Origin of the sequence: Streptomyces zhihengii (genome assembly GCF_016919245.1) — a bacterium.
GTDB lineage: Bacteria > Actinomycetota > Actinomycetes > Streptomycetales > Streptomycetaceae > Streptomyces > Streptomyces zhihengii.
This window is the reverse complement of sequence record NZ_JAFEJA010000001.1, coordinates 3,008,476-3,027,056: the sequence shown is the minus strand read 5'-3', so window position 1 is coordinate 3,027,056 and position 18,581 is coordinate 3,008,476. Positions and strand designations below refer to the sequence as shown.

Genomic DNA, 18,581 nt, shown 5'->3' with positions numbered 1-18,581 from the left:
CCGACGGATTCGGCAGGTACCGTGGATCGGGTCCCGACCCCGGAGGACCTGCGGGCCACAGCGAACACGAGGAGCAGCAGGGTGTTCAATGACATAGGCGGACTGGAGCTGGTGGCTCTGGTCGTGCTCGCCGTGCTCATCTTCGGTCCCGACAAGCTGCCGAAGGTCATCCAGGACGCGGCCGCCTTCATCCGGAAGATCCGCGCCTTCTCGGAGAACGCCAAGGAAGACATCCGCAGCGAACTGGGGCCCGAGTTCAAGGACTTCGAGTTCGAGGACCTGAACCCCAAGACGTACCTGCGCAAGCAGCTCGCGGAGAACGAGGACCTGAAGGAGCTCAAGGAGCTCCGCAGCAGCTTCGACCTCAAGAAGGAGATCGACGAGGTCACGGACGCGGTCAACGCCCGCGAGCCGTCCGGCGTGTCCGACACCGCGGTCCCCGCGACGGTCAACGGCAGCCCCTCCGGCGGTCCCGACCTGCTGAAGAAGCGCGACAAGCCGGCCCGCGACGAACGCCCGCCGTTCGACTCGGACGCCACCTGACGGCTGTCAATGGCCGCCCGCCGTCGCCGGGTGGCTATTCTCTCCATCTGTCCGGCAGTGAGCACGCCCCAGGACCGGGGGCCGTCCGCTGTGGGTGCGAGTGACAGAGGAGGCGGCCGGATAGATGGCTACGACGAGCCGGATGACGGCGCAGAGCACGACCGGCACGGCGCCGGACCCGGGTGTCGCGGCCGCGGCCGCGGCCCGGCGCACCGCCGAGGGCTTCCGCGGTGCCGCCTTCCCGTGGTACGGCCTGGACGGGGCGTTCACCGGCCCGCGCCGGCTGATGCAGGTGGGTACGGCGGCGGACGGCACCGTCCAGCACGGCGCCATCGGCCACGGGGACGAGCCGTCGATACGGAACGAGGCGAGCGCGGCGGACAAGGAGCGCTTCGCGGTCGTCGTGACGGTCGCGGCGAGCCCGGTGCGCCGCAGCGGTGACGGCACGGGCGTCCTGGACGCCACCACGGTCTCCTCGGCGGCCTGGCTGGCGGGCTCGGGCCTGCTGGCCCACACCTGGCCCCCGCAGCTCGACCACACCCTGCGGGACGACTGGCTGGACCAGCAGACGGAGACGGCCTTCGAGCTCGCCGACGATCTGGCGGGCGAGGAGTGGTCGGCCCTCTCGCTCCCCGTGGACGGGGTGCCGACGCCCTTCCACTACCGGGAGTCCGAGTTCGGCTGGGTCCTGGCGGGCACGGCGGGCAACGGCGTCCACATCGGCGCCTACGGGCGGGGCATGAGCGCCTACGGCCTGGCCTTCTCGGCGATCGAGGACCTCACGCCGTACGTGTGAGGCCCGTGCGCGGGGCCGTACGGCTCCGGCGTCCGGGACACCGGCTCCGACACCCCGTCGCCCCCCGGCCGCTTGAGGCCGGGGGGCGACGGGGCGCCGGGTGTCAGAACTTGTTGCGCGGGGTGATGCCCAGTGACATGCCCGACAGGCCGCGCTGGCGTCCGCCGAGCTTCCCCGCGATCGCGCGGAGCGCGGAGCCCGCGGGGGACTCGGGGTCGGTCAGGACCACGGGCCGGCCCTCGTCGCCGCCCTCGCGCAGCCGGACGTCGATCGGGATCGAGCCGAGCACCGGCACGCTCGCGCCGGTGGTCTTCGTCAGCCCGTCCGCGACCTTCTGGCCGCCGCCGGTGCCGAAGACGTCGACCATCTCGTCGCAGTGCGGGCACGGCAGGCCCGACATGTTCTCGACGACGCCCACGATCTTCTGGTGCGTCTGGACGGCGATGGACCCGGCGCGTTCGGCGACCTCGGCCGCGGCCTGCTGCGGGGTGGTGACGACGAGGATCTCGGCGTTCGGCACGAGCTGGGCGACGGAGATGGCGATGTCGCCGGTGCCCGGGGGCAGGTCGAGCAGCAGCACGTCGAGGTCGCCCCAGTAGACGTCCGCGAGGAACTGCTGGAGCGCCCGGTGCAGCATCGGGCCGCGCCACACCACGGGCGCGTTGCCCGGGGTGAACATGCCGATGGAGATGACCTTCACGCCGTTCGCCGACGGCGGCATGATCATGTTCTCGACCTGGGTGGGCCGGCCGTCCGCGCCCAGCATGCGGGGCACGCTGTGGCCGTAGATGTCGGCGTCCACGACGCCGACCTTCAGACCGTCCGCCGCCATCGCGGCCGCCAGGTTCACGGTCACGGAGGACTTGCCCACACCGCCCTTGCCGGAGGCCACCGCGTAGACACGGGTCAGCGAGCCGGGCTTGGCGAAGGGCACCTCGCGTTCCGCGGTGGTGCCGCGCAGCGATGCCGCGAGGTCCTTGCGCTGCTCGTCGCTCATCACGTCCAGCGTGACGTCCACCGCCGTGACGCCGTCGAGGCGGGCGACCGCCTCCGTGACGTTCCTGGTGATCGTCTCCCGCATGGGGCAGCCCGAGACGGTCAGGTACACCGTGACGGCGACCGTGCCGTCGTCCCCGACCGTGACCGACTTCACCATGCCCAGGTCGGTGATCGGTCGGTTGATCTCGGGGTCGTTCACCGTCGCCAGTGCCTCGAGCACCGCGTCTTCCGTAGCCATACCGACGATGGTACGGCGCTGCCCGCCACCTCCGGAAAGACCCGTCAGCGGTCGCCTTCGTCACGGTGGTCCGCGGGCCGTGCCGGGAATACGGCGCGGCGCTCCTCCAGCTCCCGCACCAGGTCCTCCAGCTCCGAGCGGATCCAGTCGCGGGTGGCGACCTCGCCGAGGCCCATCCGCAGCGCGGCGATCTCCCGGGTCAGGTACTCGGTGTCCGCGATGGACCGCTCGTTCTGCTTGCGGTCCTGCTCCAGGTTGACCCGGTCCCGGTCGTCCTGGCGGTTCTGCGCCAGCAGGATCAGCGGCGCCGCGTACGACGCCTGGAGCGACAGCACCAGGGTCAGGAAGATGAACGGGTACTCGTCGAAGCGCAGGTCCTCGGGGGCGGCGATGTTCCACACCACCCAGGCGACGATCGTCAGGGTCATCCAGACGAGGAACCGGCCGGTGCCGAGGAACCGCGCGATGTTCTCCGAGAACCGCCCGAACGCCTCCGGGTCGTAGTCCGGCAGCAGACTCCGGCGCGGCATGCGCGGCAGGTCCAGGCGCACCCGGCGCGAGGAGGCGCTGGCGCCCGCCGGCATCCGGTCGCGCGGCTCGCTCCGCTCGCCCTGGCCGCCGTCGCCGCTACCCATGGGCGGACTCCTCGAACTCGGTCTCCCGCCAGTCGTCGGGCAGCAGGTGGTCGAGGACGTCGTCGACGGTCACCGCGCCCAGCAGGGACCCGCTCTCGTCGACGACCGGCGCGGCGACCATGTTGTAGGCGGCGAGGTAGCTGGTGACCGCGGGCAGCGCGGTGTCCGGCGACAGCGGCGGGAGGTCGTTGTCGACGATCGAGCTGACCAGGGTGAACGGCGGGTCCCGCAGCAGCCGCTGGAAGTGCACCGTGCCCAGGTACTTGCCGGTCGGCGTCTCGTCCGGCGGCCTGCACACGTACACCTGGGCGGCGAGCGCCGGGGAGAGGTCGGCCGCGCGCACCCGGGCCAGGGCGTCGGCGACCGTGGCGTCCGGGCGCAGCACGATCGGCTCGGTGGTCATCAGGCCGCCCGCGGTGCGCTCCTCGTACGACAGCAGCCGGCGCACGTCGGCGGCGTCGTCGGGGCGCATCAGGGTCAGCAGCCGCTCCTTGTCCTCCTCGGGGAGTTCGGAGAGCAGGTCCGCGGCGTCGTCCGGGTCCATGGCCTCCAGCACGTCGGCGGCCCGCTCCTCCTTGAGCTTGCCGAGGATCTCCACCTGGTCGTCGTCGGGGAGTTCCTCCAGCACGTCGGCCAGCCGGTCGTCGTCGAGCGCGGCGGCGACCTCGGCCCGGCGCTTGGGCGACAGGTGGTGCAGCACATTGGCGAGGTCCGCCGGCCGGAGCTGCTCGAAGGTGGCCAGCAGGCTCTCGGCGCCCTGTCCGTCCTCCTCCAGCGAGAAGCCGGTGACGGCGGACCACTCCACCGTCAGCGTCTCGCCCTTGCGGCGCAGGGCGCCGCCCTTGCCCTTGCGGACGAAGACCTTGTCGATCTCCCAGTCGCGCCGGGCGGGGAGCTGCTGGACCGCGACGTCGAGGACGGTGACCTCCTCGCCGCTCTCCACCAGGCGCACCCGCCGGTCGAGCAGCTCGCCGAGGACGAGGCGTTCGGTGGGGCGCTGCTCGAAGCGGCGCACGTTCAGCACACCCGTGGTGATGACCTGTCCGGATTCCACGCCCGTCACCCGTGTCATGGGCAGGAAGATACGGCGCCTGCTGATCACCTCGACGACCAGCCCCAGCAGCCGCGGCGGCCGGCGTCCGACGCGGAGCATCGCCACCAGGTCGCGCACCCGGCCGACCTGGTCGCCGTTGGGATCGAAGACGGGAACGCCCGCGATGTGCGAGACGAAGACCCGGGGGGCGCCCGCCGCCATACCGCGCCTCCTTTGCCGGGAAACCTGCTGTTCGACGGGTTCAGGCTAGCCCGTACCGTTCCGGGGCGCCCCCGGCCCACCTCCGTACGGCTGGCTGCGGGCGCGCCCCGCGGGCACAGGTACGCTGCGGTCTGCCAACCCCCCAGAGATGAGAGGCAGGGTGCTGGTGACTCCCCTCCCTTCGGCCGGCCGGGCGGGCCGGGCCGCTGTCGCCGCGGTGCTGTGCGCCGGACTGTCCGCCGGGCTCACGGCCTGCGGCGAGGACCCGGACGCGGGCACGAACGGGATCGGCAAGCTCAGTGCCGAGGAGATCGAGGAGAAGGCGCGGACGGCGGTGGACGGGGCCGAGGCGGTCCGCCTGTCGGGGACCCTGGTCAGCAAGGGCGGCACGTACAAGCTGAACATGCGCCTCAAGCAGGAGGGCGCGAGCGGCTCGGTCACCTCGAAGGACAACACCTTCGAGCTGCTGCGGATCGGCGACGCCCTCTTCCTCAAGGCCGACGCCGGCTTCTGGAGCGGCGCCGGCGGCGACGGCGGTGAGCCGGGCAAGGCCGACGCCGAGGCGGCGAAGAAGCTCGGCGACAAGTACGTGAAGGTGCCTCAGAACGACCCGTCGTACAAGCGGTTCCGCGGCTTCACCGACATGGACCAGCTCCTGGACGGGCTGCTCGGGATGCAGGGCGAGCTGAGCAAGGGCGACCGCACGCAGGTCGGCGGCGTGAAGACCATCAAGGTGCTCGCCTCCGAGGGGGCCGGCGGCGTCCTCGACGTGGCGCTGATCGGGCAGCCGTATCCGCTGCAGTTCGCGCGGGCGGCGGGCGCGGGCGTGCTGCTGCTCGGCGAATGGGACAAGGACTTCCCGCTCGCCGAACCGGCCAAGGGCGACACCCTCGACTACGGCCGTCAGCTCCCCACGTCGTCCGGCGGCTGACGGCACCCCGACCCGGGCCCCGCGGGGCGTCAGCGGCGCCGCGAGCGCCGCAGGAGCAGCTTCGGCAGCGCCGCGGGGGCCGGCCGGCGGGTGACCGCGTCGCTGGGCAGCGGGGCGGCGGCGAGGGACTCGTCGGACATCTCGGTGAACGCCTCGCGCGGCTCCAGCCGCAGGACGCGGCACTCGCGGGCCCAGCGCTCCGTCATCCGCTCCGCGTCCGGCGCGTTCAGCCGCTTCCCCCTGAGCTCGCCGACGGCCGCGTCCCACTCCGGCGAACCGGGCGTCAACTGCCGTACGGACGCGGTCCAGACGACCAGCCGGCCGCCCTTGTCCTTGCTCCGGACGGTCACCTCGGCGGCGCCGCCGTCCGCCAGACCGGGCAGCGGCTGCTCGCCCGGCCCGTCGCCGACGACGAGCGCGGCACCGTCGTGCCACACGTGCCACAGGGCGCGCGCCGGGCCCTCGCCGCGGACCCAGACGAGGCCGGACTTCTTGGTGGCCTCCTCGACGAGCGCCCTGGCGAGCGGTGGGGTTGTCATGCCGGAAGCCTACCGAGCGCCCCGGCCCGCCCGTCCACGGTGCTACAGCCAGCCGTTGCGCTTGAGGGAGCGGTGGATCGCGAAGCAGATCACCGCGATGCCGGTCAGCACCATCGGGTAGCCGTACTTCCACTGGAGCTCCGGCATGTGGTCGAAGTTCATGCCGTAGATCCCGCAGACCGCCGTCGGGACGGCGATGATCGCCGCCCAGGAGGTGATCTTGCGCATGTCCTCGTTCTGGGCCACGGTCGCCTGGGCGAGGTTGGCCTGGAGGATGGAGTTCAGCAGTTCGTCGAAGCCGATGACCTCCTCCTGGACGCGGGCGAGGTGGTCGGCGACGTCCCGGAAGTACTTCTGGATGTCCGGGTCCACCAGGCGCATCGGCCGCTCGCTCAGCAGCTGCATCGGCCGCAGCAGCGGGGACACGGCCCGCTTGAACTCCAGCACCTCGCGCTTGAGCTGGTAGATCCGCCCGGCGTCGCTGCCGCGGGGGCCGCCCTTGGCCGGGGCGGAGAAGACGTCGATCTCCACCTCGTCGATGTCGTCCTGCACGGCGGACGCCACCGCGATGTACCCGTCGACGACATGGTCGGCGATGGCGTGCAGCACCGCGGAGGGGCCCTTGGAGAGCAGGTCGGCGTCCTTCTGGAGGCCGTAGCGCAGGGCGCGCAGCGAGCCCTTGCCGCCGTGCCGGACGGTGATGACGAAGTCCCGTCCGGTGAAGACCATCACCTCGCCGGTCTCGACGACCTCGCTGGTCGCCGTCAGCTCGGCGTGCTCCACGTAGTGGATCGTCTTGAAGACGGTGAACAGGGTGTCGTCGTAACGCTCCAGCTTGGGCCGCTGGTGGGCGTGGACGGCGTCCTCGACCGCCAGCGGGTGCAGACCGAACTCCGCGGCGATGCCCGCGAATTCGGACTCCGTCGGCTCGTGCAGGCCGATCCAGGCGAAGCCGCCTCCCTCGCGCACCCGGAGCATCGCCTCGTGCGGCGTCTGGCAGGCGTCGCTCTCCAGCCGCCTGCCGTCGCGGTAGACGGCGCAGTCGACGACCGCGCTGGAGGCCGAGGGGTCACGGGTGGCGTCGTAGGTGCTGTACGGGGCGCTGCTCTTGCGCAGCGAGGGGCGGACCGCTGCGCGCAGGTCACGGATCATCGACATGGCTGGCTCCTTCACGGAGAGGCCGTCGGCGACAGACGTGGCACAGCCCGGAATGGGGACGTGAGGCATACGTCCGCAAAGCGGGCGGCACCGCACGATCGCGGTGACGGCGTTCGCTACAGACAGGGAGGAACGAGGCTCTTCCGTCGTGCGAGAAGCCGTGGGCGGCCCGTGCGGTCGGAGCACGGGCACCGCACCGCTCGGCGGTGCGCCGGGATCAGGCGTGACGCGGGGAAAGGTGTCGCGCGGAAGAGCTGTTGGTACTGCACGATCGACTTCGGTCCATCGCAGCCCCACCTCCTCCGGCCGGTCCCCCGTGAGGGACGACGTGTCGTCGGGACCGGAGGGCTACCTCCTCGGCGGCCGCGGGGAGATGCCCCTGCGTGCCGTCCCGACCAGCGGCCAAGACTATCAGCCGACAACGGGTCAATCCCTGTGTTTGCCCGTTCCTTACGCGACCTATGCTCGCCGCATGGAAGAAGTTCTCGCATCGGTCGAAGCCCGCCTGCGCAGCGCCCTGGGTGAGCCGGACGCGCGCGCCGCCGTCACGTTCCTCGGCACGGACCGCATCGAGGTGCTGCGCTTTCAGGACGCGGACGCCGGTCTCGTGCGCTACGCCACGCTCGGCATGTCGGCGAGCCCGATGGCCGATCCCACGGCCGCCTTCGCCGACCCGCACAAGGGCCCCCGGGCCGAGCTGGTGCTCTCCGTGCGGGCCGGGCGGGCGGACACCGACAAGGTGCTGCGCCCGCTCGCGGTGCTGGCCGCGTCCCCGCAGGTGGAGGGGGTGGTGGTGGCGCCCGGCGCCTCCCTGGACGTAGGGGAGCCCCTGTGGCCGGGGGCCGCGTTCACCTCGGTGCTGGTGGCGGAGCCCGGCGGTCTGGTGGAGGACCTGGAGCTGTCCGGGCCGATGGAGCCGGTGCGCTTCCTGCCGCTGCTGCCGATGACGTCGAACGAGGCCGCGTGGAAGCGGGTGCACGGCGCCGCCGCGCTCCAGGAGCGCTGGCTCGGCCACGGCACCGACCTGCGCGATCCGCTGCGCAGGCCGGTGAGCCTGGACTGACCGGCCTCCGCCGTCCGGCGTGTCTCAGTCGGCGAAGACGGCCGCGCCGTCCCCGGTGAGGTGGCGCGGCTCCTGCTCCCGCGCCTCGCGGCCCAGCGCGGCGCGCCGGGCCCAGACGATGCCGGCGCCGGTCAGCGCGGCCGCGCCGGCGACGGTGAACGGCGTGTGGATGTCGCTCCACTCCTCGATCCGGGGCGCCAGGAAGGGCGCGGCCGCCGCGGCGAACCAGCGCACGAAGTTGTACCCGGCGCTCGCCACCGGCCGGGGCGCGTCGGACACGCCGAGGGCCAGCTCGGTGAAGACGGTGTTGCTGACGCCGATGAACGCCCCCGAGAGGACCGTGCACACCACCGCCGTGGTGTGGCCGCCGTAGCCGAGCACCACGACGTCCGCGGCGAGCAGCACCAAGGCGCCCGTGAGCACCCGGATCGAGCCGAGGCGCTCCTGGAGGCGCGGGGCCACCAGGACGGAGAACACCGCGAGCAGGACGCCCCAGGCGAAGAACACCCCGCCCGAGGCGTACGGCGTCATGTCCAGCACGAACGGCGTGAACGCGAGGACGGTGAAGAAGGCGTAGTTGTAGAAGAACGCCGACGCCGCGGCGGACGCGAGGCCCCCGTGCCCGAGCGCCCTGAGCGGGTCCAGCAGCGAGATCCTGCGGGCGGGCCGCGGCTGCTCCCTCAGGAACACGGCGATGCACAGGAAGCCCACGGCCATCAGCGCGGCCGTCCCGAAGAACGGGTAGCGCCAGCTCGCGTCGCCGAGGACGGCGCCCAGCAGCGGCCCGCAGGCCATGCCGAGGCCCAGGGCCGACTCGTACAGCAGGATCGCCGCCGCGCTCCCGCCGGCCGCCGCGCCGACGATGACGGCGAGGGACGTCGACACGAACAGGGCGTTCCCGAGGCCCCAGCCGGCCCGGAAGCCGACGAGTTCGCCGACGGATCCGGAGGTGCCGGAGAGCGCCGCGAAGACGATCACGAGGGCGAGCCCGGCCAGCAGCGTGCGGCGGCCGCCGATGCGGCTGGAGACGAAGCCGGTGACGAGCATCGCGAACGCGGTGATCAGGAAGTACGACGTGAACAGCAGCGACACCTGGCTGGGCGTGGCGCCCAGGCCCTGGGCGATGGAGGGCAGGATCGGGTCCACCAGGCCGATGCCCATGAAGGCCACGACGGCGGCGCCGGCGGTCGCCCAGACGGCCACCGGCTGCCGCAGGATGCTGTGCGCCCCTTCGTCGAACGGGTCGTCGGCGTGGCCCGGCCCGCGGTCCTTTCCCTGCATGGCGGCTCCTCCTCGTGGTCTGCGCCGTGTCCGCGGCTGACGGTCGGTCCCTGCGGACGATAATTTAGACAGGCTAATAAATGCAAGATACATCTACTTGGTCGGCGTGCTGCCCCGGCAGGGGCGCGCTCCGGACGGGTGATCGTCCTTGACGCGGAGTCGACCTGGGAGGACCGTGGGGCACTATGAGGGGCGAACCCAGTTGCCCGAAGTGTGGTGGCCGGGTGCGGGCGCCCGGACTTTTTGCCGACGCCTGGCAATGCGACGTGCACGGCGCCGTGTATCCGCTCCAGCCGGTGATCCCGCCGAGTGTCGAAGCCCTCGGCGTCGTGGTGAACCGCGCGCAGGTCCCCGTCTGGATGCCATGGCCGCTCCCCGTGGGCTGGCTGTTCACCGGCGTCGCCTACGCGGGCGACGACCGCAGCGGCGGCCGGGCGACCGCGGTGGCGTGCTCCGGGCCCGGCCCGCTCGGCGGCATCGGCGAACTGCTGCTGGTGGCCGAGGAGCTCGGAGTCGGCCTCGGGGCCCGCTTCGCGGGAATGGACGGCCCCGACCCGGGCCCGCACATCGAGGTCGACCGCGCCCCGCACGCCAAGGTGCTGGCCGCGGGCCGCCCCACCCCCCTGTGGCACGTGGCGGACGCCCCGCCGGACCGGGCGGTGTTCGCGGGGGAGGCGCGGGGGCTGTGGCTGTGGGCGATCGTCTGGCCCGAGCAGTCCGGTCTGCTGCTCTACGACGAGCTGGTGCTCACCGACCTGCGCGACGCGGGCGCCGAGGTCGAGCTGCTGCCGTGCGGAGCCCTGTCGCCGAGGCTGCTCTCGTAGCCGGGGCGGCACCGTCGCGGTAAGGGGCAGTGCGCGGGAGGTCTTATTACCTGCCGGTGTCGGCGCGGCCTCTCGCGCCCGTTATCCTGGAGCGTCCCCTGTCCGTCCCGAGCCGTGGAGCCAGCGTCGTGCGCATCGATCTGCACACCCACTCCACCGCGTCCGACGGCACGGACTCCCCGGCCGGTCTGGTGCTGGGCGCCGCCGCGGCCGGCCTGGACGTCGTCGCGCTCACCGACCACGACACCACCCGGGGCCACGCCGAGGCCGCGGCCGCGGTCCCCGAGGGCCTCACCCTGGTCACCGGCGCCGAACTCTCCTGCCGCCTCGACGGCGTGGGCCTGCACATGCTGGCCTACCTCTTCGACCCGGAGGAGCCGGAGCTGCTGCGCGAGCGCGAGCTCGTACGCGACGACCGGGTGCCGCGCGCCCGGACGATGATCCGCAGGCTCCGGGAGCTCGGCGTCCCGGTCGAGTGGGACCAGGTGGCCCGTATCGCCGGTGACGGGTCCGTCGGACGCCCCCACATCGCGGAGGCTCTGGTCGAGCTGGGCGTGGTCGCCTCGGTCTCGGACGCCTTCACGCCCGCCTGGCTCGCCGACGGCGGCCGGGCCTACGCCGAGAAGCACGAACTCGACCCCTTCACCGCGGTCCGCCTGGTCAAGGCCGCCGGCGGCGTCACCGTCCTCGCGCACCCCCTCGCCGTGAAGCGCGGCCGCACGGTCCCCGAGAGCGCCCTCGCCGAACTGGCCGCCTGCGGCCTCGACGGCGTGGAGGTCGACCACATGGACCACGACGAGGCGGCGCGCGCCCGGCTGCGCGCGCTGGCGGGCGACCTCGGCCTGCTGACGACCGGGTCCAGCGACTACCACGGCAGCCGCAAGACCTGCCGCCTCGGCGAGTACACCACCGACCCCGAGATCTACGGCGAGATCACCCGGCGCGCCACCGGCGCGTTCCCGGTGCCCGGTACCGGCGGACCCCGCCCGTAGGGCCCCTCCGGCCCCGATCCGCCGGAAGGCGCCCGCCCCGCCGCCCACCCGCACGACCCCTTCTCCCGCAAGGCCCTTCACGTGTTCGACGCTGCCGTTTTCGGCTCCCTGTTCCTGACCCTCTTCGTCATCATGGATCCCCCCGGGATCACCCCGATCTTCCTCGCCCTCACCTCCGGCCGGCCCGCCAAGGTGCAGCGGCGGATGGCCTGGCAGGCGGTCGCCGTCGCCTTCGGCGTCATCACCGTCTTCGGCATCCTCGGGCAGCAGATCCTCGACTACCTGCACGTCTCCGTGCCGGCGCTGATGATCGCCGGCGGACTGCTCCTGCTGCTGATCGCCCTCGACCTGCTCACCGGCAAGACCGACGAGCCGCAGCAGACCAAGGACGTCAACGTCGCGCTGGTGCCCCTCGGCATGCCGCTGCTCGCCGGCCCGGGCGCCATCGTGTCGGTCATCCTCGCGGTGCAGCACGCCGACAGCGCCGCGCGGCAGGTCTCGGTCTGGGCCGCGATCGTGGCCATGCACGTGGTGCTCTGGCTGACCATGCGCTACTCGCTGCTGATCATCCGGGTCATCAAGGACGGCGGCGTGGTCCTGGTGACCCGCCTGGCGGGCATGATGCTCTCCGCCATCGCCGTCCAGCAGATCATCAACGGCGTCACCCAGGTCGTCCAGGGCGCCTGAGCACGCCCCGCGACGCACCGCGCCCCCGTACGGTCGGTCCGTACGGGGGCGCGGTGCGAGCGGCTGCTCGCAAGGGTTACGAAGCCGATGTCTCGGCGGGCCGGATGAGAATGCGCTGACCGATCGAAGCGGCCTGCTGCACGATCCGGTTGACGGAGGCGGCGTCCACGACGGTGCTGTCCACGGCCGTGCCGTCGACGTCGTCCAGTCGCATGATCTCGAAGCGCAAGGGCTTCTCCCTTCGTCTGATCCTCCTGAAGGAGAACTGCTGACAGACGGAATTCTCCGCCCGTGTGTCGGGGTCTACAACGCCATGCATCCTGCAAACATTCCCTACGCTAAGGAAATTTTTCGGATGCCTAACTACTGGCGGGTAGGGTCCCGGCCGCGCACAATGAGGCGCGTATGGACGACGCAGAGCACGCCCCCCAGCCCACCGTCGACGCGGCCGGTGTCGCAGCCCGCCTGGAGCGCACCAACGCACTCCTGGAGCGGATGCTCGCCGAGGTCGCGAAGACCCCGTCGACACACGCCATCTTCGTCGACGCCGGTTACGTCTATGCTTCGGCCGGATTGCTGGTCGCGGGCACCGAGGACAGGCGCTCCTTCGACCTCGACGCCGAAGGGCTCATCGAGGCGTTCATCGACACCGCGCGCACCATCTTCGCGGACAGCCGCCTGCTGAGGGTCTACTGGTACGACGGCGCCCGCCGCCGGATCCACACCCCCGAGCAGCAGGCCGTCGCCGAGCTGCCCGACGTCAAGGTGCGGCTCGGCAACCTCAACGCCAACAACCAGCAGAAGGGCGTCGACTCCCTCATCCGCAGCGATCTGGAGTCCCTCGCCCGCCACCGCGCCATCAGCGACGCCGCGCTCGTCGGGGGCGACGAGGACCTCGTCCCGGCCGTCGAGGCCGCCCAGGGCTACGGCGCCCGGGTCCACCTCTGGGGCGTCGAGGCCGCCGAGGGCCGCAACCAGGCCGAACCGCTGCTGTGGGAGGTCGACAGCCAGCGCTCCTTCGACCTCGACTTCTGCCGCCCGTACATCACCCGCAGGCCCGTCACCACCTACGAGAACGAGGGCGCCCCGCCGCCCTCCCGCGACGAGGTGCGCTTCGTCGGCGCCCGGATCGCCGCCACCTGGCTGGGCGAGCGGGGGAGCGAGGCGCTCGCCGACCTGCTCCCCGGCTACCCGTACCTGCCGGGCGCGGTCGACCAGGAGCTGCTCGTCGAGGCGGAGGCCCACCTCCAGCGCTCCCTGCGCGGACACGCCGCCCTCAGGCGGGCGCTGCGCGACGGGTTCTGGCAGCACCTTCAGTCCCAGTACTGATCCCGGAAGCCGGCAGCACCCGCAGGCTCAGTACCGCCCCCGGTCCCGGAAGCCGGCAGCACCCGCAGCCCCTCAGTACCGGTCCCAGAAGCCGGTCAGCGCGGCGGAGGTCTCGGCCGGACGGTCCGTGTTCGGCGAGTGCTCGGCACCGGCCACCACCGTCCGGGCGGCCCCCAGCCGGGACGCCATCTCGTCCAGCAGCGAAACCGGCCAGGTGTCGTCCCGCTCCCCGGAGACCACGTGCTTCGGCACCGTCCGCACGGCGGCGAGCTCGTCGACCCGGTCCGGCTCCACGGTCAACTGCCGCCCGGTGACGCGCAGTTGCACCGGGCTGTGGCGCAGCCAGCGCTGCCGCAGATCCTCCCGGCCGCTGTCGGCTGCCCGCTGGGAGTCCTCGGGGGCGGGGGCGTCGAACGCCTGCATGGCCGTCCAGACGTCGTCCATCGTCATCACGGCCAGCGCGTCGGCGAGCAGCTTCACCTTCTGCCGCTGGTCCGGGCTCACCTCGGCCGGCCCGGACGACATCAGTGTGAACGTCACGAAGGGGGAGGCGTCCAGCAGGACGGCCGCACGGGCGATCTGGCCGCCCAGCGAGTGCCCGACGAGGTGCACCGGGCCGCCCAGCGCCGCGGCCTGGGCGAGCACATCGGCGGCCAGGGCGGCCTGGGCGTAGGCCCCTTCGTCGTCCGGGCCGCCGCTCTCGTACTGCCCGCGCCCGTCCACCGCCACGGCCCGGTATCCGGCCGCCGTCAGCGGCTCCAGCATCGCGATGAAGTCCTCCTTGCTGCCGGTGTAGCCGGGCAGCAGCAGGGCGGTGCCCCGGGGCGTCCCCGCCGGCCGTGCGTCGAGCACGGCGAACTCCCCACGGGAGGTGGGCAGACGGACGGAGCGGGCGCAGGAGGGCGGCACGAAGGTGGGCGGGCGGCTCATGGCACGAGGCTAACGGCGCGGGGGCCGGCGCGCCCGCCCCGGGTGACGCACCACACGCCGACGGCCCGGCCCCCGCGAAGGGGGCCGGGCCGTCCGGTACGTGCGGGCGTCAGCTCTCGGGCTGCGCCACCGCCTTGCGCGCACGCGTGCGGCGGGGCTTGCTCTCCGCCTCCGCCGCGGGCTCGGCGACGGCCACGGCGGCCTCGGCGGGCTGGGCGGCCTTGCGGGTGCGGCGGGGCTTCGTCACGGCCTCGGTCTCCGCCGCCGGCTCGGCGACGGCGACCGTGTCCACGGCGGTGGCCTTGGCGGCACGCGTACGACGGGCCTTGGGCGCCGCCTCGGCCGTCTCCGCCGTCTCCACGGCCTTGACCGCACGGGTGCGGCGCGGCTTCGTCTCGGCGACGGGCTCGGCGACGGCCACTGCGGCCTCGGACACCGCTACCGCGGCGTCGGCGGGCTGGGTGGCCTTGCGGGTACGGGTGCGGCGCGGCTTGCTCTCCGCCTCCGCCACCGGCTCGGCGACGGCCACCGCGGCCTCGGCCTTCGGGGCCCGGGCACGCCGGGGGGCGGCCTCGGACACCGCGGCCTCGGACACCGCGACCGCGGCGTCGGCGGGCTGGGCGGCCTTGCGGGTACGGGTGCGGCGGGGCTTGCTCTCCGCCTCCGCCGGCGGCTCGGCGACGGCCACCGCGGCCTCGGCCGGCTCGGCCACGGCCTTGCGGGTGCGACGGCGGCGCGGCTCGGCCGGCGCCTCGGGCTCCGCGACCGCCACGGCGGCCTCGGCACGGGGCTCGACGACGTGTCCGCTCTCGACCGTCTCCACGACCGCCACGGCGGCCGGGCCGGACGCGCCCGCACGGGTGCGGCGGCGACGGCGCGGGGTGCGCGGCTCGGCGGCGGCCGGCTCGGCCGAGGCCTGCTCCGGCACCGACGGCGCTGCCAGGTCGGACCCGCCACGGGTGCGGCGGCGCTGACGCGGCGTCCGCGCCGGACGCTCCTCGGCGGGGGCCGGGGCGCTTCCGCGGCGGCCGCGGCCACCGGTCTCGCCGAGGTCCTCCAGCTCCTCCGCCGCCAGACCCGCCCGCGTGCGCTCCGCACGCGGCAGGACACCCTTGGTGCCCTGGGGGATCTTCAGCTCCTCGTAGAGGTGCGGCGAGGTGGAGTACGTCTCGACCGGGTCGGCGAACTTCAGGTCCAGCGCCTTGTTGATGAGCTGCCAGCGCGGGATGTCGTCCCAGTCGACCAGGGTGATCGCCGTACCGGAGGCACCCGCGCGGCCGGTGCGGCCGATGCGGTGCAGGTACGTCTTCTCGTCCTCGGGCGACTGGTAGTTGATGACGTGGGTCACGCCCTCGACGTCGATGCCGCGGGCGGCGACGTCGGTGCACACCAGCACGTCGACCTTGCCGTTGCGGAACGCCCGCAGGGCCTGCTCGCGCGCGCCCTGGCCGAGGTCGCCGTGGACCGCGCCGGAGGCGAAGCCGCGGCGGGCGAGCTGGTCGGCGATGTCGGCCGCGGTCCGCTTGGTGCGGCAGAAGATCATCGCCAGCCCGCGGCCGTCGGCCTGCAGGATGCGGGAGACCATCTCCGGCTTGTCCATGGAGTGCGCGCGGTAGACGTGCTGGGTGATGTTGGCGACGGTCGCGCCCTCGTCGTCCGGCGCGGTGGCGCGGATGTGCGTGGGCTGCGACATGTAGCGGCGCGCGAGACCGATGACGGCACCCGGCATGGTCGCCGAGAACAGCATGGTCTGCCGCTTGGGCGGAAGCTGCTGGATGATCTTCTCGACGTCGGGCAGGAAGCCCAGGTCGAGCATCTCGTCCGCCTCGTCCAGCACCAGGGCGCGGACGTGGGAGAGGTCGAGCTTGCGCTGTCCGGCCAGGTCCAGCAGACGCCCGGGCGTGCCGACGATCACGTCGACGCCCTTCTTGAGCGCCTCGACCTGGGGCTCGTAGGCCCGGCCGCCGTAGATCGCGAGCACGCGGACGTTACGGGCCTTGCCCGCCGTCAGGAGGTCGTTGGTGACCTGGGTGCAGAGCTCGCGGGTGGGGACGACCACCAGGGCCTGCGGGGCGTCGGTGAGCTGCTCGGGCTTCGCCCGGCCGGCCTCGACGTCGGCGGGGACGGTGACGCGCTCCAGCAGCGGCAGGCCGAAACCGAGCGTCTTGCCGGTGCCGGTCTTGGCCTGTCCGATGACGTCGGTGCCCGTGAGGGCGACGGGGAGCGTCATCTCCTGGATGGGGAACGGGTGCACGATGCCGACGGCCTCGAGGGCTTCGGCGGTCTCGGCGAGGATCCCGAGATCCCGGAAAGTCTTCGGCTGCGTAGTCAGGGTGTTGCCTCTTCTGTGAGACGCGGCACGAGGCGAACGCTGGGGGTCGTACCGCACCTGGGTACTGGCCGGCCGTGGATTGACCGGATGGTGCGGGACCACTGCCGTCGCTCGAGCGTCATACCGCTGAGGGGCCCCTCATCTGCGGTCGGGCGCACCTGTGCGCCTGGTCCGCGTGGAGGGCGGGCGGGTCGGAGCCGATCGGGCCACCGACCGGGCATCCTCATTCATGAGACGGCCCACCGAGCAGTTCGAATGACGCTGATGCTCAGCAGGCGCTTTACCACTGTACCCCGGATTCGCGCATGTGTGTTGGGTGAATTCACCGCGAGTGTGTCCGGTGCCCTGCTGACCAGGCCCTTGGCGGGCCCGTCGAGCGGGCTATCGTTCGGTTCATGGAGACGCCTGACATCGCCACTGAACACACCGGGATCGCCGCCCAGGACTGGGACACGGCGTCCGCCGACCCGCAGTACCGCGCCGCCGTCGTGGACCTGCTGGGCGCGCTCGCGTACGGCGAGCTGGCGGCCTTCGAGCGGCTCGCCGAGGACGCGAAGCTCGCGCCGACGCTCGGTGACAAGGCGGAGCTGGCGAAGATGGCATCGGCCGAGTTCCACCACTTCGAGCAGCTGCGGAACCGGCTGACCGCGGTCGACGCGGAGCCCACCGCCTCGATGGAGCCGTTCGCCCAGGCGCTGGACGACTTCCACCGCCAGACCGCGCCGTCCGACTGGCTGGAGGGCCTGGTCAAGGCCTACGTCGGCGACTCGATCGCCAGTGACTTCTACCGCGAGGTGGCCGCCCGGCTGGACAGCGACACCCGGGCCCTGGTGCTCGCCGTGCTCGACGACACCGGCCACGGGAACTTCGCGGTGGAGAAGGTCCGCGCCGCCATCGAGGCCGATCCCCGGGTCGGCGGCCGGCTCGCCCTGTGGGCGCGGCGGCTGATGGGCGAGGCGCTGTCCCAGGCCCAGCGGGTGGTGGCGGAGCGCGACGCGCTGTCGACGATGCTCGTCGGTGGCGTGGCCGGCGGCTTCGACCTGGCGGCCGTGGGGGAGATGTTCTCCCGGATCACCAAGGCGCACACCAAGCGGATGGCGGCCCTCGGGCTGGCGGCCTGACCCCTCGGCGCGCGCCGAGGTCAGTCCTCGTGGCGGCCGGACCTCGTGTCCGGCCGCCTTTCTCTGCGGCTCAGAAAGGGAACGCGCGGTGCAGCCTGCGGGCGGATCGGGCCGGGCGCAGCAGCAGCGAGAGCAGCACGGCGGCGATCGCGGCGGAGCCGACGAGCGTCGCCGCCTCGCGCCCGGGGCCGAGCGCCACATGCGTCACATACGCGCCGAACAGCGCTCCGACCGTGCCCGTCGTGAAGACCGCGCGGCGGGAGGGGAGGCGTTCGGAGAGGTGACGGGTGGCGGCCCAGGACAGGGCCAGTCCGATGAGGACGGAGCCGAGCGTTTCCAGGAGCACTGCTGATCACCTCACGTCGGTGCGGGGCACGGTCGGTCGTAGCCCGTCCTACCCGGCACGCAGCGATCACAACCCTCCCCGAGCGGGCGACAATGCCTCTGAACAGCCAAATCCGGCAGCTCCCCCGAGATCGGGCGAAGCGTGCCGGACGTCGGTGGGGGAGAACGCCGACGGGGCCCGCGGGACAGTGACTGTCCCGCGGGCCCCGTTGCCGTCACGTACACGTGCGGGCGCCCGGCAGTGGCCGGGAGCGGACCCTAGAGCGCGCCGAACCCCACGCGCCGCGTGGCGCTCTCACCGATCTCCACATAGGCGAGACGGTCGGACGGCACCAGGACCTTGCGGCCCTTGTCGTCCGTGAGGCTGAGCAGCTGCGCCTTGCCGGCCAGCGCATCGTTCACCGCGCGCTCGACCTCCTCGGCGGACTGCCCGCTCTCCAGAACGATCTCCCGGGGCGCGTGCTGCACGCCGATCTTGACCTCCACGGCTATGTCCCTCCGAACGGTCAGTGCGTTGCGCGGTCAACCGCGCCGTACGCGGCACACATTAGCCCGGACACCGCGCCCGTCCGGCGTCGGCGGG

20 protein-coding genes are annotated in these 18,581 nt (G+C 72.9%); 9 read left to right on the top strand and 11 right to left on the bottom strand.

The genetic code is table 11. The features are described from left to right. The first annotated feature begins 81 nt into the window (after positions 1-81). Positions 82-543 carry a sec-independent translocase gene (locus tag JE024_RS12395; RefSeq protein WP_205373639.1) on the top strand — a complete coding sequence of 154 codons (462 nt, stop codon included), beginning with the start codon at positions 82-84 and terminating at the stop codon, positions 541-543. 124 nt (positions 544-667) lie between these two features. Beyond that, entirely contained in the window at positions 668-1,339 is a 672-nt protein-coding gene (locus tag JE024_RS12390; RefSeq protein WP_372449796.1) for a hypothetical protein, read from the top strand. A 103-nt stretch (positions 1,340-1,442) separates the two neighbouring features. Here the strand turns inward: JE024_RS12390 and JE024_RS12385 are convergent, their stop codons facing one another. From JE024_RS12385 to JE024_RS12375, 3 genes are read right to left on the bottom strand one after another with little or no spacing between them, the layout of a single operon-like run. Further along, positions 1,443-2,576, bottom strand: coding sequence for an Mrp/NBP35 family ATP-binding protein (locus tag JE024_RS12385; RefSeq protein ID WP_205373638.1), 1,134 nt, complete (start codon positions 2,574-2,576; stop codon positions 1,443-1,445). A gap of 44 nt (positions 2,577-2,620) precedes the next feature. Next, the gene (locus JE024_RS12380) at positions 2,621-3,211 is read right to left on the bottom strand and encodes a DUF1003 domain-containing protein (protein ID WP_205373637.1); all 591 of its coding nucleotides are present in this window, start codon (positions 3,209-3,211) and stop codon (positions 2,621-2,623) included. Beyond that, complete coding sequence (locus JE024_RS12375) at positions 3,204-4,466, bottom strand: magnesium transporter MgtE N-terminal domain-containing protein (protein ID WP_205373636.1); 1,263 nt, start codon at positions 4,464-4,466, stop codon at positions 3,204-3,206. The genes JE024_RS12380 and JE024_RS12375 overlap by 8 nt, the downstream gene beginning before the upstream one ends. 166 nt (positions 4,467-4,632) lie before the next feature. Here JE024_RS12375 and JE024_RS12370 point away from each other — a divergent pair, with 166 nt between their 5' ends. Continuing rightward, the gene (locus JE024_RS12370; protein ID WP_205373635.1) at positions 4,633-5,397 is read left to right on the top strand and encodes a hypothetical protein; all 765 of its coding nucleotides are present in this window, start codon (positions 4,633-4,635) and stop codon (positions 5,395-5,397) included. A gap of 29 nt (positions 5,398-5,426) precedes the next feature. On the opposite strand, the gene JE024_RS12365 is transcribed toward JE024_RS12370, so the two are convergent. Together JE024_RS12365 and JE024_RS12360 are read right to left on the bottom strand one after the other, a co-directional pair. Beyond that, positions 5,427-5,936: a hypothetical protein gene (locus JE024_RS12365; RefSeq protein WP_205373634.1), complete on the bottom strand. Its 510-nt coding sequence runs from the start codon at positions 5,934-5,936 to the stop codon at positions 5,427-5,429. Positions 5,937-5,978: 42 nt separating this feature from the next. Beyond that, positions 5,979-7,094 carry a magnesium and cobalt transport protein CorA gene (locus JE024_RS12360; protein WP_205373633.1) on the bottom strand — a complete coding sequence of 372 codons (1,116 nt, stop codon included), beginning with the start codon at positions 7,092-7,094 and terminating at the stop codon, positions 5,979-5,981. 472 nt (positions 7,095-7,566) lie between these two features. Between JE024_RS12360 and JE024_RS12355 the strand changes: the two genes are divergently transcribed. Beyond that, on the top strand, positions 7,567-8,157 hold the full coding sequence (locus tag JE024_RS12355) for a suppressor of fused domain protein (RefSeq protein ID WP_205373632.1): 591 nt from the start codon (positions 7,567-7,569) through the stop codon (positions 8,155-8,157). Positions 8,158-8,181: 24 nt separating this feature from the next. Here the strand turns inward: JE024_RS12355 and JE024_RS12350 are convergent, their stop codons facing one another. After that, a complete protein-coding gene (locus JE024_RS12350) occupies positions 8,182-9,438 on the bottom strand; it encodes an MFS transporter (protein WP_205373631.1) in 1,257 nt (418 codons plus the stop codon). Positions 9,439-9,623: 185 nt separating this feature from the next. Between JE024_RS12350 and JE024_RS12345 the strand changes: the two genes are divergently transcribed. The 3 genes from JE024_RS12345 (at position 9,624) to JE024_RS12335 (ending at position 11,941) form a co-directional block, all read left to right on the top strand. Next, on the top strand, positions 9,624-10,262 hold the full coding sequence (locus JE024_RS12345) for a DUF6758 family protein (protein WP_205373630.1): 639 nt from the start codon (positions 9,624-9,626) through the stop codon (positions 10,260-10,262). Between the two features lie 128 nt (positions 10,263-10,390). Continuing rightward, positions 10,391-11,254 carry a PHP domain-containing protein gene (locus tag JE024_RS12340; protein WP_205373629.1) on the top strand — a complete coding sequence of 288 codons (864 nt, stop codon included), beginning with the start codon at positions 10,391-10,393 and terminating at the stop codon, positions 11,252-11,254. Between the two features lie 81 nt (positions 11,255-11,335). Next, the gene (locus JE024_RS12335) at positions 11,336-11,941 is read left to right on the top strand and encodes a MarC family protein (RefSeq protein ID WP_205373628.1); all 606 of its coding nucleotides are present in this window, start codon (positions 11,336-11,338) and stop codon (positions 11,939-11,941) included. 76 nt (positions 11,942-12,017) lie between these two features. On the opposite strand, the gene JE024_RS12330 is transcribed toward JE024_RS12335, so the two are convergent. Next, positions 12,018-12,170 (bottom strand): DUF8834 family protein, encoded by a 153-nt coding sequence (locus JE024_RS12330; RefSeq protein ID WP_177150633.1) that lies wholly within the window; start codon positions 12,168-12,170, stop codon positions 12,018-12,020. Positions 12,171-12,346: 176 nt separating this feature from the next. Here JE024_RS12330 and JE024_RS12325 point away from each other — a divergent pair, with 176 nt between their 5' ends. Then, positions 12,347-13,270: an NYN domain-containing protein gene (locus tag JE024_RS12325; RefSeq protein WP_205373627.1), complete on the top strand. Its 924-nt coding sequence runs from the start codon at positions 12,347-12,349 to the stop codon at positions 13,268-13,270. A 72-nt stretch (positions 13,271-13,342) separates the two neighbouring features. Here the strand turns inward: JE024_RS12325 and JE024_RS12320 are convergent, their stop codons facing one another. After that, positions 13,343-14,200 (bottom strand): alpha/beta fold hydrolase, encoded by an 858-nt coding sequence (locus JE024_RS12320; protein WP_205373626.1) that lies wholly within the window; start codon positions 14,198-14,200, stop codon positions 13,343-13,345. Positions 14,201-14,309: 109 nt separating this feature from the next. After that, positions 14,310-16,430, bottom strand: a complete 2,121-nt coding sequence (locus JE024_RS12315; protein WP_244882796.1) for a DEAD/DEAH box helicase — start codon at positions 16,428-16,430, stop codon at positions 14,310-14,312. Between the two features lie 497 nt (positions 16,431-16,927). On the opposite strand from JE024_RS12315, the gene JE024_RS12310 reads away from it, so the two are divergent. Continuing rightward, positions 16,928-17,653, top strand: coding sequence for a ferritin-like fold-containing protein (locus JE024_RS12310; protein WP_205373624.1), 726 nt, complete (start codon positions 16,928-16,930; stop codon positions 17,651-17,653). 70 nt (positions 17,654-17,723) lie between these two features. Here the strand turns inward: JE024_RS12310 and JE024_RS12305 are convergent, their stop codons facing one another. Next, entirely contained in the window at positions 17,724-17,999 is a 276-nt protein-coding gene (locus tag JE024_RS12305) for a hypothetical protein (protein WP_205373623.1), read from the bottom strand. A 257-nt stretch (positions 18,000-18,256) separates the two neighbouring features. Continuing rightward, complete coding sequence (locus JE024_RS12300; RefSeq protein WP_205373622.1) at positions 18,257-18,484, bottom strand: DUF3107 domain-containing protein; 228 nt, start codon at positions 18,482-18,484, stop codon at positions 18,257-18,259. Between the last annotated feature and the right edge of the window lie 97 nt (positions 18,485-18,581).